This is a genomic window from Kurthia senegalensis (assembly GCF_000285595.1).
Classification (GTDB): Bacteria; Bacillota; Bacilli; order Bacillales_A; family Planococcaceae; genus Kurthia; species Kurthia senegalensis.
This window is the reverse complement of sequence record NZ_HE611065.1, coordinates 172,552-187,143: the sequence shown is the minus strand read 5'-3', so window position 1 is coordinate 187,143 and position 14,592 is coordinate 172,552. Positions and strand designations below refer to the sequence as shown.

Below are 14,592 nucleotides of genomic sequence, written 5' to 3'. Positions count from 1 at the left end.
GGAGGAATTACAATGGCAACACGTACACATGATTGTGGAGTATTACGCGCTGAAAATGTTGGCGAGCGCGTCGTTTTAAAAGGTTGGGTTCAATATCGTCGTGACTTCGGTGGTTTAATTTTCATCGATTTACGTGACCGTACAGGTTTAACACAAGTCGTATTCACACCAGAAAATTCTCAAGAAGCATTAGATCTTGCAGATTCATTCCGTAGCGAATACGTAATCGAAGTTGAAGGGGAAGTACGCGCACGTACAACAGATATGATTAACCCGAACTTAGATACAGGTATGATTGAAGTGTACGTTGATAAAGTAACATTAATCAACAGTGCAAAAACACCTCCTTTCCAAATTGAAGACCGTATTCAAGTAAACGAAGATTTACGTTTGAAATACCGTTACTTAGACTTACGTCGTCCAGTTATGTACAAAACGTTTAAATTACGTTCAGACGTAACGAAAGTCGTACGTAACTTCTTACAAGATGAAGGTTTCTTAGAAGTAGAAACACCAATTCTTACAAAATCAACTCCAGAAGGGGCACGTGACTATTTAGTACCATCTCGTGTACACGAAGGTGAATTTTACGCTCTTCCACAATCACCACAATTGTTCAAACAATTATTAATGGTGTCTGGTTTCGAACGTTACTTCCAAATCGCTCGTTGTTTCCGTGATGAAGATTTACGTGCAGATCGTCAACCTGAATTCACTCAAATCGATATGGAAATGAGCTTCTTAGATCAAGAACAAATTCTTGATATTAACGAACGCTTAATCCAAAAAGTAATGAAAGAAGTAAAAGGTATCGACGTTCCACGTCCATTCCAACGTATGAAATACGAAGAAGCAATGTCTCGTTACGGTTCAGATAAACCAGACGTACGTTTCGATTTAGAATTAATCGAGCTTTCAGACGTTGTAGACGGCTGTGGCTTCAAAGTATTTGCTCAAACTGTTGCAGATGGCAAACAAGTTAAAGGTTTAAACATCAAAGGCGCAAACGACAAATACTCTCGTAAAGATTTAGATGAATTAACAAAATTCGTTGGTCGTTACGGTGCGAAAGGTTTAGCTTGGATTAAAGTAACTGAAGAAGGCTTAACTGGCCCAATCGGTAAGTTCTTCCAAGATGAATACGGCGAAAAATTAGTCGAACGTATGCAAGCAAAACCAGGCGATACATTAGTATTCGTTGCAGATAAACCATCTGTTGTTGCCGATGCTCTTGGTGCATTACGTAAAAAATTAGGGAAAGATTTAGGTTTAATTGACGAGTCTAAATTTGCTTTCTTATGGATTACTGATTGGCCATTACTTGAATATGATGAAGAAGCGGGTCGTTACTCTGCAGCCCATCACCCATTCACTCGTCCATTCGATGAAGATTTAGAATTAATGGAAACAGATCCTGGTAAAGTTCGCGCTCAAGCGTACGATATCGTTCTTAACGGTTACGAACTAGGTGGCGGTTCATTACGTATTTATGAAAAAGATTTACAAGAAAAAATGTTCAAAGCACTTGGTTTCACACAAGAACAAGCGCAAGAACAATTTGGTTTCTTAATGGATGCCTTTGAATACGGCGTTCCGCCACACGGTGGTTTAGCATTCGGTCTTGACCGTTTCATCATGTTACTTTCTGGTCGCGATAACTTACGTGACACAATCGCATTCCCTAAAACAGCTTCAGCAAGCTGCTTATTAACGGATGCACCATCAGACGTTGCAACTGCACAACTTGACGACTTACACATTCGTGTTAAAACAATGGCAGACGAAGATTAATTTTTCGTTGAGTTATGTTTAAAAGAGGATGGGACAATTTGTTACATCGCTCAAATAAAAATGACGCTATCAGCTGATAGCGTCATTTTTATTTTGCTGTTTTTTCGAAAAGGACCATGTCGTAAACAATATGATTTTAAGTTGATGACTTCTTTTTAACAAAAAGGACGGGTGTAATAGCAAATAGCTTGTATAAACGATTAAATATTTGCACTATTCAACTAATTGTGATAGGATGTATCCAATAACAAATCCTGCGGTGTACGACAGCTGCAATCAGTTTTGACCGAACATATTTTATTTTTGAGATTTTGCTCATATACAGTTTTGGAAATCATGCCTGTCTAGGTGGGACTTTTGAAGAAACTATGAGGGCAAATAACTGCTTAACGCGGGCTCAAAACGATGTGAAAACTGACGGCACAACGGGATTTGTTTTTTTGTATTTTAAAAAGGGTAAAGAACGACCAAACATGTTTGGTCGTTCTTTTTTTATTAATTATATGGGGGTGTAGACGTGCCGAATCAGAAGGAGCAAGTGAAAAAATTTCGCCAGTTGAATTTCATTTTGTTACAGAAAAGCAACGATTTGTATTTCAGTTTTTAGAAAGTAAACAAAATGAAGATAGTCGCGAAGACGTGATGTCATGGATGACGCCCGAATTAATTGAGTCATTGGAAGAGAAAATTGAAGAATCGACAGTGAAGCGTTTAGCGGAAGATAGTTATTATTTTTTGTACGATAAACGATTATGGGCACAATATTTGATTGCACAAATGAAACAAGCGTCCTCACCCAAATTAAAAAAGATGCTGTATTCTTGGCAACACCCGAATTTTTTCTTTGGTGAGATTATAGAAATCCAAGAAAAATATGTCGTTTTACAACATGCTTGGACGAAAGAGAAAGTGCATGTGCTCGATTTTTCTGCAAGCGAGGAGCATATTGGTCAAGACGTCGTACTATTATTAATTAAAGGGCTCGAAGAAGGTATTTATTATTCCTTAAGCTTAGCTCTAATTTTAAATAAATCTAACAATGCGCTATTTGATTTTTGGAAAATTGCATTTGATACGTCGGAAGAACAAATGTATGGACAATTTTTTACGAATCAAATTGCACTATGTTGGCAACTGTTAAGTGATTTATCATCTGAATCAGTGCGGCTTTCTGATGATGCAAAGCAATTGTTGTTAATGTTAGACGCCTCACTCGTTCAATTAGATCAAAAAAGTGATCCACTCTTTTTGTTTTTTCATCATTATTTGAAGGCAAAAAAACATTTAAAATCTGAAAAAAAATTATCTGTCATTGCAGGTATTTTACATTTTGGTATGAAATTTACGTTTATTCCACGTGTGATGCTTGTAAAAGAATTAGCGGAGCTTTGTGGTATATCGATGACAACCTTGTATAAATACAGTCGAGAATTTGAACAGTATTATCGTTTTGAATTTAAAGATTGGCGTTTATTAGAAGATGAAAAGAGGCTTTATTTTGCGGGAACCGATGCTACGGTGAGGGAACGGGAAGAATGGGCATTTCAACGCCTTTGTGAGGAGCGACATATATTTGACGAACTCGGTAAAAAAAGAATACGTCATGAAATCGGCACGCAACCATTCGTTCCGAAACGTTCTAATGATTTAGCGCAACATCTTTCATTTGAAGCATACCAACAAACGTATGAAAAAGATCGTGTGGAATTTGCGGATGCGGCGTATCGATACAATCCAGTTTGTTTAGATGCTCTACTTTTATTAAGTGATTATAACCGTGAATTTATGACAGAAGCATTACATCTCGTGAAAAAAGAACGGGATTTAGCTATTGTGAATCGTGTTTATTTTAAAGCGGCTGCATTAGCATTTGATGCGCGGAAGATGGACGATTCATTTGATGCACTCGTACATGTGACACGGTGGACAGAAGATGAACCGTATTTACGGTTAGCAGTTTTACTTGCGATGAATGAAAAATTTGCGGTAAAAAATATTTAGAATCTTTGCCGGACAATGCGATTACGAAATGGTTCCAATGGGCAATTGATGAAAGTGATGAAAACTATCACCGGGCAATGCTTAGCAATGTGTTTGTCGACAAATATATCGCACAAAGAGCCGAACCGCTTAGTTACCCGAGACATTGCTTTTATACAGAAGGATGCCCAATCCAAGGGAAATACATTTATTTATTGCTCTATCCATTTTTAAAAGAAAAATTTCAAGTAGATGAATACGAATAATCGAAGCAATCTATTTTGATAATGAAATATGTATTTTTATTGTACTTATGACGTAAGGCAGACAAGTAATAAAGTATGAAAAAAATTAGAAAAAGTAATGTTCGGTTCGAATAAGGGGAACGGTTATTTGATAAAGAGAAAGTTGCGATAAATGGAGGGGGATAATTCCTCTAATACATAGTAACTTACTTGCTTTTTTGAGCCGTTTTGTTTATATTTTGAAAGACGTCTACTTTAATTAGTAGTGATTTTAAAACATAACGGAGTGAATGACATGTTACATCAATTTTCACGAAATGAATTAGCAGTTGGTCGAGAAGGAATCGACTTATTAAAAAATAAAACCGTAGCGATTTTAGGCATAGGTGGCGTAGGTTCTTTCGCTGCTGAAGCCATCGCACGCACAGGTGTAGGTCGTATTATTTTAGTTGATAAAGATGATGTCGATATTACGAATATTAACCGCCAATTAGTTGCCTACATGTCAACAATCGGAAAATCAAAATCAGCTGTGATGAAAGAACGTATCGCAGATATTAATCCTGATTGCGAAGTAATCGATTTACACATGTTTTACACAGAAGAAACGTATGAAGAATTTTTCAGCTATGAACCAGACTATGTGATTGATGCAAGTGATACGGTGATTTATAAAATTCATATTATGAAAGAGTGCTTGAAACGCGGTATTAAAATTATTTCAAGCATGGGCGCAGCGAATAAAATGGATCCGACACGTTTCCAAATCGCTGATATTTCTAAAACGTACATGGATCCATTGGCGAAAGTCATTCGTGTGAAATTACGTAAAGAAGGTATTAAAAAAGGTATTCCGGTGATTTTCTCTGACGAAAGTCCAATCGTTATTCGTCCAGATGTTGCGGAAACAGTTGGGAAACCGAACGCAGAAATTCGTAAAGCGAAAATGCCTCCTTCATCAAATGCATTTGTTCCATCATCTGTTGGATTAATTGCAGCGAGCTGGGTTATTCGCGATATTTTAAGTGATATTCAAATTAATCGCGTACAAGGATAATACGTATAAGAAAAGAACGAATGGATTTTAAAAATCCATTCGTTCTTTTTAATTGGTTGGAAATTCACTTTTATTTTCTTTGAAAACGCTTTATTATTGGTATAGACAAGTAGACCAGAGGAGGGAAGTAATGATTAATAAACAATCGCATGTACCGGTTTATGCACAAATTGAAGAACAACTGAAAACACAAATTTCAGAACAAAAATATCCCGTCGGTACGATGATTCCTTCTGAAAGAGAGCTCGCAACGCAATATAAAGTGAGTCGCATGACTGTGAGACAAGCTTTAGCAGAATTAGTGAAAGATGGGCTATTAAGGAGAGAAAAAGGGAAAGGAACGTTTGTCGCAAACCCTAAATTAGAGCAACCTTTAAATGGGTTAACGAGTTTTACGGAAGATATGCGTTCTAGAGGACTTGAGCCGAGTAGTCAAATCGTTGTTTTTGAAAAGAAAAAAGCGCCCTTTGACGTGCGAAAAGATTTGATGCTTGAAGAAGGGGAATTCGTTTACTACATCATTCGTGTTCGAAATGCGGACGGTGAACCGATGGCTGTCGAACGAACGTATTTGCCCGTACATTTATTTCCGCGGTTAGATATGACAGCGTTAGAAAGTTCGCTATATAGTTTTATTGAAAAGCAGTATCCTTATCAAATTGGCAATGCCATTCAACAAATGGAAGCAGCACGAATTAATAAAGAAGATGCGACGTTTTTGAACGTTCGACCGGATGCAGTTTCGTTACTCATTAAACGAACGAGTTATTTAAAAGATGGACGTCCTTTTGAAAGTGTACATAGTGCGTATCGAGCTGATCGATATAAATTTATTAGCGAAATTAAGAGGTGATTGAGATGAACGACTATTTTTTGCAAGTAAATCAGATTATGCACGACGTTGAAAAAGAAGAAAGAGAGACGATTAATCGAGTAGCAGAGAAAATCGCGCAAAAAATAAAAAAGGGCGGCGTAATTCAACTTTTTGGTTGTGGACATTCGGCTTTACTTGCGCAAGAAATATTTTATCGTGCAGGAGGCATTGTTCCTGCAAAACCGATTTTAATTGAGCCATTAATGCTGCATACGGGTGCACAGTCGTCTGCGAAATTTGAAAAGCAAATTGATTACATTCCACAATATCATCGACAAGCTTTTCAATTCGAACCGAATGATGTATTCATCGTCATTTCGACTTCAGCGAGAAATCCGGCACCAATTGATGCAGCGTTACTTGCGAAAGGACAAGATATTTATACGATTAGTTTACAATCTTTGCAGTATGTAGAGCTTAAAAGCAATCACCCTTCTCAGAAGCGCTTAGAGCAAATTGTTGATGATGTACTAAATAATCATATACCGATTGGCGATGGGGTCATTCAAAAGGGGACAGATTTATTTGGCCCCGCTTCGACGGTCATTGGTGCATATGTGCTACAAAGTTTATTAGTAGAAGTGTTGAATTTATTGCCGCAGCCTTTACCTGTTTTTTCGAGTAATAATGTGACGACACGTAACGAGAATGATGAATGGATTGAAAAATACCGTCATCGTATTTCATTTTAAATAAAAAAGACAAAGTTACTTTTTTAGCAACGGAATGGACCTAAAAATCTGAGATAACGTAAAAAGAAAAAGACACTTTCAAAGATATAAAATCTTTGGAAGTGTCTTTTTGTAATAAAAACAAGTATATTCAACGAAACAAAAATGAAAGCACTTGAGAGAAAATTGGCATAAGTATCAGTGAATGAACGTATGCAGGATGAAGAATGAGCATCAAATTGATCGATGGGTAAAGTGTTATGAAAACGGAGAAGTATATCGTTTATAACAATCAATCGAAACCATTATAGAAATGTTTTATGTTGAAGGACTTTTTAGTACAAACGTTCAAACTTATATCAACTACTATCATCGTACGCAAATTTGGACAAAGTAAACCACCTTTCACCGCTTCAATATCGGAAAAAGATGGTTCAATAATAATGTGGTAGCGGCTCCTAAAGAGAAAGTAGGAGCGAGGAGGCTTCCACTATGCCCCGGGAAAGCGTCTGTCAAATTTGGCTTAAAAAGAAGTGTCTTTTTTATTTTGTCTTTTGATTTTTGAGGGCGTGTAAATGCTCGTGTATGCTAGCCAGTCGTTTCTCTTGTCCTGCAATAACAGGTTTGTAGAATGTTTCATCTTTCACGTTATCTGGTAAATATTGTTGGTTAACCCAACCACCGAATGTACCGATTGGTGTATTATGCGGGTACTCATACCCTTCAACGCCAAGCGTCTTCGCTCCTGCGTAGTGGGCATCGCGTAAATGCATCGGAATGTCACCGGTTTGAGTTGTGTGGATTTTTTCAATTGCACGGTCAATTGCTGAAATCGCGGAATTAGATTTTTCACTTAAACACATTTCAATAACCGCGTGAGCGAGTGGAATGCGTGCTTCTGGTAAACCAAGTCGTTCGGCTGCTTGTACGGCTGCGAGTACGTGTGCTCCTACTTCAGGTACAGCTAAACCGATATCTTCAAAGGACATGACGAGTAGCCGTCTGTTAACTGCTACGAGGTCACCATTTTCAAGACACATTGCTAAATAATAAAGTGCAGCATCGACGTCTGAACCACGTACAGATTTTTGAAGGGCGGACAATAAATTGTAAAATTGATCGCCTTTTTTATCGCCATAGACACCGATTCTTTCTGCGAGTTGTGCAATCGTTTCATCTTTAAAAAGTGTTTTGCCATCTTCTTCATCACTCGCATAAAAAACAGATTCTAAAAGAGTCAGTGCTTTTCGTCCGTCACCATTTGAAGCGAGTGCTATTTGATGAATTTGTGATTCTGTAATTATAATCTGTTCACGACCTAATCCACGTTTCGTATCGTGAAGCGCCTTCGTTAAAAGTGTTTCGACGTCATGAATCGTCAATCGTTTCAATTGCTTAATTTCCCCACAGCGCGAGCGAATCGCAGGATTCACTGCATGAAATGGGTTTTCTGTCGTCGCGCCAATTAAAATGATTTTACCGCTTTCGACATGTGGAAGTAGCGTATCTTGTTGGAGTTTATTGAAGCGGTGAATTTCGTCAAGGAACAGTAAAATTTGCCCTTGGAAATTTGCTTCTTCGATTAAGTTTTCAATGTCTTTTTTACCCGCACTCGTGGCATTTAATGCAGCGAAAGGTAAATCAGCACTTCCAGCAATCGCATAAGCAAGCGACGTTTTACCAATACCGGGTTCTCCATATAATAAAATGGATGGCACGTGTTTTTTTGAATCATTTTATAAAGCGTTGTATGCGGGCCAATCAAATCAGAATGGCCGACAATTTCTTCTATTTTTGTCGGACGCATACGATAGGCTAAAGGTTGAGCAGCCAATGAGATTCCCCCTTTTTTGAATCGATTTATCATAACATTCATCATAGTCCAAAACCGAGTAGATTGGAAGGAAATATGATATACTAAGACGATAACAGTAAATTAATAGAGGTGTCCAAATGAAAATTTCAACTAAAGGTCGTTACGGATTGACAATTATGATTGAACTAGCGAAACAATACGGACAAGGTCCAATCCCTTTGCGTCAAATCGCATCTGAAAATCATCTTTCTGAAGCGTATTTAGAACAACTTGTCTCCCCGTTGCGTAATTCGGGGCTAGTGAAAAGTGTACGAGGGGCTTATGGTGGCTATATGCTATCGAAGCCACCACACTTGATTTCTGCAGCAGATGTTATTAAAGTGCTAGAGGGACCAATTCAACCTGTTGAAGGGATTGAAAATGAAGCACCCCCACAACGTGAACTTTGGATTCGCGTACGCGATGCCGTAAAAGATGTATTAGATAGCACAAATTTAGAAGATTTGGCTAAATATACAGAATCCGCATCAAGCGATAATTACATGTTTTATATTTAGGAAACAAAGACAGTGAAAGCTATACGATTAAAGGAGATTTTTTGAATGACAGAAATTTATCTAGACCATGCGGCAACGTCTCCTATGCATCCGGAAGTAATTCAAGCGATGACAGACGTTATGACGACTGTATACGGCAATCCATCATCTATTCACGGTATCGGTCGTCACGCAAGAAAGTATTTAGATGAAGCACGTGCGTTAATCGCTCACTCAATCGGAGCGAAAGACCATGAAATCGTGTTGACGAGCGGTGGATCAGAAGCAGATAATTTAGCTGTTTTTGGAACGGCTTATGCTCGCAAGGAAGAAGGGCGTCATATTATTACGACACAAGTGGAGCATCATGCGATTTTACGTGCATGTGAACGTCTTGAAAAACAAGGTTTTGATGTGACGTATCTTCCTGTGAACAAAAATGGTATGATAGCTATCGATGATTTGAAACGAGCGCTTCGCGAAGATACAATTCTTGTGTCGATTATGTATGGAAATAATGAAGTCGGTACGAAACAACCGATTAAAGAAATCGGGGCACTACTTAAAGATCACCGTGCAACGTTTCATACAGATGCTGTTCAAGCTTTCGGTTTAGAAAAAATCGATGTTGATGACTTAGGCGTTGATTTACTTTCTACTTCGGCCCATAAATTAAATGGTCCTAGAGGAATGGGCTTCTTATATGAACGTATCGGAACGAAAGTCCAACCGCTTATTGTCGGTGGTGATCAAGAACGTAAACGTCGCGCAAGCACAGAAAATGTTCCTGCAGTTGTAGGCTTTGCGAAGGCTGTTGAAATTGCACAAAATTCAATGGAGCAAAAAGCTTCTGAATTCGCAAGTTACCGTCAAATCATCTTACAAAAATTAGATGACCATCAAATTACATACCATACAAATGGGGATGCCCTTCACGCATTACCTCACGTGCTAAATATTAGCTTCGATGGTATGGATGTTGAATCTTTCTTAGTAAACTTAGATATCGATCAAGTTGCAGCATCAAGCGGTTCTGCTTGTACAGCTGGTACGTTAGATCCATCTCACGTACTCGTCGCAATGTATGGCAAACAAGCGCCAGAACTACGCAATTCGATTCGATTTAGCTTTGGTTACGGGTTAGACTCAGCGCAAATCGAGCGTGCCGCAGAGAAAATTGTTTCGATTGTGACACGTTTAACGAAATAACGAGAAAAGGTGAAGTAAAACAATGACAAACGTAGTAAAAGATCCATCACAAACCCGTGTAGTAGTCGGTATGTCCGGCGGCGTTGACTCTTCAGTAACAGCGCAAATTTTAAAAGAGCAAGGATATGACGTCATCGGTATTTTTATGAAAAACTGGGATGATACAGACGAAAATGGCGTATGTACAGCGACTGAAGATTATGAAGACGTTATTAAAGTATGTAACCAAATTGGTATTCCATACTATGCGGTAAACTTTGAAAAACAATATTGGGATAAAGTATTCACATACTTCCTTGAAGAATATAAAGCAGGTCGTACACCGAACCCGGACGTTATGTGTAATAAAGAAATTAAATTCAAAGCATTTCTTGAACATGCCCTACGTTTAGGTGCGGACTATGTTGCGACAGGTCACTATGCACGAATCGGTTACGATGAAAACGGTGAACGCGTTATGTTACGTGGGGTCGATGATAACAAAGACCAAACGTATTTCTTGAATCAATTATCACCTGAACAATTGGAGCATGTTATGTTCCCAATTGGTGAAATTGTGAAACCACGTGTACGTGAAATTGCAGCTGAAGCGAACTTAGCGACAGCGAAAAAGAAAGACTCAACAGGTATTTGCTTCATTGGTGAACGTAATTTCAAAGAATTTTTAAGCCAATATTTACCTGCACAACCTGGTAATATGGAAACATTTGAAGGAAAAGTAATGGGGAAACATGACGGTTTAATGTACTATACATTAGGTCAACGTCACGGTCTTGGCATTGGCGGAGATGGTGAACCATGGTTCGTCGTAGGGAAAGATTTAGACCGTAACGTTTTGTTAGTAGGTCAAGGTTTCCACAATGATAAATTGTATTCAACGAGCTTAAAAGCTGTGAAAACAAACTTCTCAACAAATCGTTTATTGCCACAAAAATTTGAATGTACAGCGAAATTCCGCTACCGTCAAACAGATGTACCTGTAACGGTTGAACTCATTGGTGATGACCAATGGAATGTTACATTCTCAGAACCAACACGTGCGATTACGCCTGGACAATCTGTCGTATTATACGATGGGGAAATTTGCCTTGGTGGGGCAACAATCGACGAAGTGTTCAAAGACGGTAAAAAATTAACTTACGTAGGATAATAGAGGTGTCATAATTGAATTACAATGAAGAAGGCATCAAAGCGATGCAAGAAGAACGCTTTGAGGACGCAGTAAAAGCGTTCACACAAGCAATCGAAGAAAATCCAACAGAAACAGTTGGATATATTAACTTCGGGAACTTACTAGCAGCGATGAGTGATACAGAACGTGCAGAACGTTTCTTCCAAAAAGCGATTTCATTAGATGAAAATGCAGCGACAGCATACTACGGTTTAGCGAGTCTGTATTACAATAATGAACGTTTTGAAGAAGCGATGAAATTGTACGAACGTGCGATTCGTGCAGGGATTGAGGGAGCAGATGCCTACTACATGATGGCGAAGTCATTTGAACATGCAGGCAATATGAAATTAGCGCTTCCATACATGCAACGCGCAGCAGAACTTGCACCAAAAGATGTGCAAATTCGTTTAGCAAATGCTATTTTAATGTGTTCATTAGAAATGTTTGATTTTGCGAAACCGGAATTAGAAGCGGTTTTAGCTTTAGATGAAAACAATGCAGACGCTTACTACAACTTAGGAGTTTTATACGCTGTTTCAACAGAAGACGTCGAAACAGCGAAATCTCATTTATTAAAAGCACTTGAAATTGCTCCCGAGTTTGATCAAGCAAAATATATTTACGATATGCTTATGCAACGTAAAGACTAATAGGAGGTGACAGTGTTGACTGAAAATTTATCACTTTTTGCGGATGAACCGTTATTTGTGGTGGGTCGACCTGTCGTCTCCATTTTTCATAATACGGATAATTTATTTTCGATTATTAAGTTGAAAATTCAGGAGACGAATACGGAATATAAAGAAAAAGAAATTATCGTTGCGGGTCACTTTCCGAAAGTAGACGAGGAAGCGATGTATCGTTTCCAAGGGCATTTAAAGCAACATCCGAAGTATGGTCTTCAATTTCAAGCGGATTCTTTTGAAAAAGAACTACCGACGACGGAAGTAGGGGTCGTTCAATATTTATCGAGTGATTTATTCCCGGGGATCGGACAAAAAACGGCGGAAATAATTGTTCAAAAATTAGGCGGCGACGCCATTAAGAAAATTATTGAACAACCGGATGCTTTAGACGTTATTCCGCGATTAAGTACGGAGAAAAAAGATATTTTAAGAGATGTTCTCCAAAAAAATCTAGGGATGGATCGTATTCTCATTCGTTTAGGTGAGTGGGGATTTGGACCTCAAATAGCGGTAAAGATTTATCAAAAATATGAGCAAAAAACGATTCAAATATTGCAAGAAAATCCTTATCGTTTAATTGAAGATATTTCAGGGATTGGTTTCGGCCGAGCAGATGATTTAGGTGCGCAACTTCAAATTACAGGAGATAATCCGGGACGAATTAAAGCAGCGATTTTGCATTTGATTCAACAAGTTGCTTTGTCGGATGGTCATGTGTATGTTGAAGCGGAAGACGTCATTGTCGATGCGAAAAAGCTACTGGAAAATAGTCAACCGTGTACGATTTCAATCGATGCTATTTCAAATGCGATAATCGAACTAGGGAGAGACGGGAAAATTTGTGGGGAAGCGAAGCGACTTTACATGCCGTCACTTTACTATTCAGAAGTAGGTATTGCAGAGCGACTTACGGAATTTTTAGGTCGAAATGATGAACAGTCAGCTTTTCCAAAATCGGAAATCCGTAAATGGATTGGCGATGTAGAAGAACGATTAGGTGTCGTCTATGCAGAGCCTCAGGTGAATGCTATTGAAACAGCGATTAATAGTGCGACGATGATTTTAACAGGTGGTCCCGGTACAGGGAAAACGACGGTTATTCGCGGACTTGTTGACGTGTATGCAGAACTTCATGGACTGTCATTAGATGTGAAAACATACGATAAAGATGAACCGTTTCCAATCGTTTTAGCTGCACCGACTGGACGTGCGGCGAAACGTTTAAGTGAATCAACAGGCCTGCCAGCGCAAACGATTCACCGTTTGTTAGGATTCACAGGGCAAGAAGATCCTGATGAAGAAATGGAACGAGAACTCGTAGGGAAATTAATTATTATCGATGAAATGTCGATGGTCGATACGTGGCTTGCATATCAATTGCTAAAAGCGTTACCAGAAGATTGTCAAATCGTGTTCGTTGGAGACCAAGATCAATTGCCACCAGTCGGTCCCGGGCAAGTGTTGAAAGATATGCTCGATTCAAACGTCATTCCAACGGTAGAGCTTGGACAAGTGTATCGTCAGGCGAGTGGGTCATCTATTGTAGAGCTGGCACATCAACTAAAAAATAATGAATTTCCGAAAGATTTAATTGCGAAAACAGGCGACCGTTCTTTCATTCAAGCGAATGCGAGTCAAATTCCGACGGTCGTTGCTCAAATTATTCAAAGTGCGTTAAAAAAAGACTTCTCGATTCATGACGTCCAAGTGCTTGCACCGATGTATAGAGGAGACGCTGGAATTGATAATTTGAATAAAGTGATTCAAGAACTTGTGAACCCAAAGAAAAATGCAAAGACGAAAGAGATGGCATTTGGCGATACGATTTATCGTATAGGGGATAAAGTGCTACAACTCGTTAACCAACCGCAGAGCAACGTGTTTAATGGCGATATGGGACAAGTTATTGCGATTTTTAGAGCGAAAGAGACGACGGACAATGTCGATCAATTAATTGTTTCTTTCGACGGAAATGAAGTAACATATACGCGAGGAGATTTAAATCAATTAACACTCGCTTATTGTTGCTCTATTCATAAATCACAAGGTAGTGAATTTCCGATGGTCATTATGCCAATCGTGCGAAATTATTATAAAATGCTACGTAAAAATTTATTGTATACAGGGTTAACACGCGCAAAAAACTTTTTAATTTTATGTGGCGAGCCAGATATGTTCGTAAAAGGCATTCAAAATGTAGCAGACGTAACGCGTAGGACGACACTCGTTGATCGATTAAAAGGAGTCGTCGTAACGGAAGTTGTACAAGATGAACGAGATTATTCAACCGACAATTCCGAAAAAAGACTGACGATGGAACTAATTGATACGATTGATCCGATGATTGGTATGAATGAAGTGACACCGTATGATTTTTTATCGTAAATGCCGATAAGCCTTTGATTGACACTGCTCTTCCTTTTTCTTATAATCATCTATAGAATAGATGAAAACGATGACGGAAAGAGTACGATTGTAACGCATAGTAAAGAAAGAGATTCCGAGGCTGAAAGAATCTTCTAGGTCGTTCGATGGGAAAGCTAATCCGGAGTG

11 protein-coding genes, 1 other RNA gene and 1 pseudogene are annotated in these 14,592 nt (G+C 38.7%); 12 read left to right on the top strand and 1 reads right to left on the bottom strand.

What is annotated here, in order from left to right; translation table 11 throughout:
- The first annotated feature begins 12 nt into the window (after positions 1-12).
- From aspS to KSHG_RS06265, 7 genes are all read left to right on the top strand, one after another.
- Positions 13-1,791, top strand: coding sequence for an aspartate--tRNA ligase (gene aspS / locus KSHG_RS06285; protein WP_010303531.1), 1,779 nt, complete (start codon positions 13-15; stop codon positions 1,789-1,791).
- 248 nt (positions 1,792-2,039) lie between these two features.
- Positions 2,040-2,227: non-coding RNA, 6S RNA (gene ssrS / locus KSHG_RS17730), on the top strand.
- Positions 2,228-2,268: 41 nt separating this feature from the next.
- A complete protein-coding gene (locus KSHG_RS18295) occupies positions 2,269-3,792 on the top strand; it encodes a hypothetical protein (protein ID WP_010303529.1) in 1,524 nt (507 codons plus the stop codon).
- A 5-nt stretch (positions 3,793-3,797) separates the two neighbouring features.
- The gene (locus KSHG_RS18290) at positions 3,798-4,037 is read left to right on the top strand and encodes a hypothetical protein (RefSeq protein ID WP_010303527.1); all 240 of its coding nucleotides are present in this window, start codon (positions 3,798-3,800) and stop codon (positions 4,035-4,037) included.
- A 274-nt stretch (positions 4,038-4,311) separates the two neighbouring features.
- Positions 4,312-5,073, top strand: coding sequence for a tRNA threonylcarbamoyladenosine dehydratase (locus KSHG_RS06275; protein WP_010303525.1), 762 nt, complete (start codon positions 4,312-4,314; stop codon positions 5,071-5,073).
- 130 nt (positions 5,074-5,203) lie between these two features.
- Complete coding sequence (locus tag KSHG_RS06270; RefSeq protein WP_010303523.1) at positions 5,204-5,926, top strand: GntR family transcriptional regulator; 723 nt, start codon at positions 5,204-5,206, stop codon at positions 5,924-5,926.
- A gap of 5 nt (positions 5,927-5,931) precedes the next feature.
- Positions 5,932-6,639 carry a sugar isomerase domain-containing protein gene (locus tag KSHG_RS06265; protein WP_010303521.1) on the top strand — a complete coding sequence of 236 codons (708 nt, stop codon included), beginning with the start codon at positions 5,932-5,934 and terminating at the stop codon, positions 6,637-6,639.
- Between the two features lie 521 nt (positions 6,640-7,160).
- On the opposite strand, the pseudogene KSHG_RS16260 reads toward KSHG_RS06265, so the two are convergent.
- Positions 7,161-8,452, bottom strand: a pseudogene (locus KSHG_RS16260) (replication-associated recombination protein A).
- Positions 8,453-8,571: 119 nt separating this feature from the next.
- On the opposite strand from KSHG_RS16260, the gene cymR reads away from it, so the two are divergent.
- From cymR to recD2, 5 genes are read left to right on the top strand one after another with little or no spacing between them, the layout of a single operon-like run.
- The gene (gene cymR, locus KSHG_RS06255) at positions 8,572-8,991 is read left to right on the top strand and encodes a cysteine metabolism transcriptional regulator CymR (RefSeq protein ID WP_010303517.1); all 420 of its coding nucleotides are present in this window, start codon (positions 8,572-8,574) and stop codon (positions 8,989-8,991) included.
- Between the two features lie 45 nt (positions 8,992-9,036).
- Entirely contained in the window at positions 9,037-10,179 is a 1,143-nt protein-coding gene (locus tag KSHG_RS06250) for a cysteine desulfurase family protein (RefSeq protein ID WP_010303516.1), read from the top strand.
- A gap of 22 nt (positions 10,180-10,201) precedes the next feature.
- Positions 10,202-11,329 (top strand): tRNA 2-thiouridine(34) synthase MnmA, encoded by a 1,128-nt coding sequence (mnmA, locus tag KSHG_RS06245; RefSeq protein ID WP_010303515.1) that lies wholly within the window; start codon positions 10,202-10,204, stop codon positions 11,327-11,329.
- 14 nt (positions 11,330-11,343) lie between these two features.
- A complete protein-coding gene (locus KSHG_RS06240; protein ID WP_010303514.1) occupies positions 11,344-12,003 on the top strand; it encodes a tetratricopeptide repeat protein in 660 nt (219 codons plus the stop codon).
- Between the two features lie 15 nt (positions 12,004-12,018).
- Positions 12,019-14,424 carry an SF1B family DNA helicase RecD2 gene (gene recD2 / locus KSHG_RS06235; RefSeq protein ID WP_010303513.1) on the top strand — a complete coding sequence of 802 codons (2,406 nt, stop codon included), beginning with the start codon at positions 12,019-12,021 and terminating at the stop codon, positions 14,422-14,424.
- Positions 14,425-14,592 lie beyond the last annotated feature (168 nt).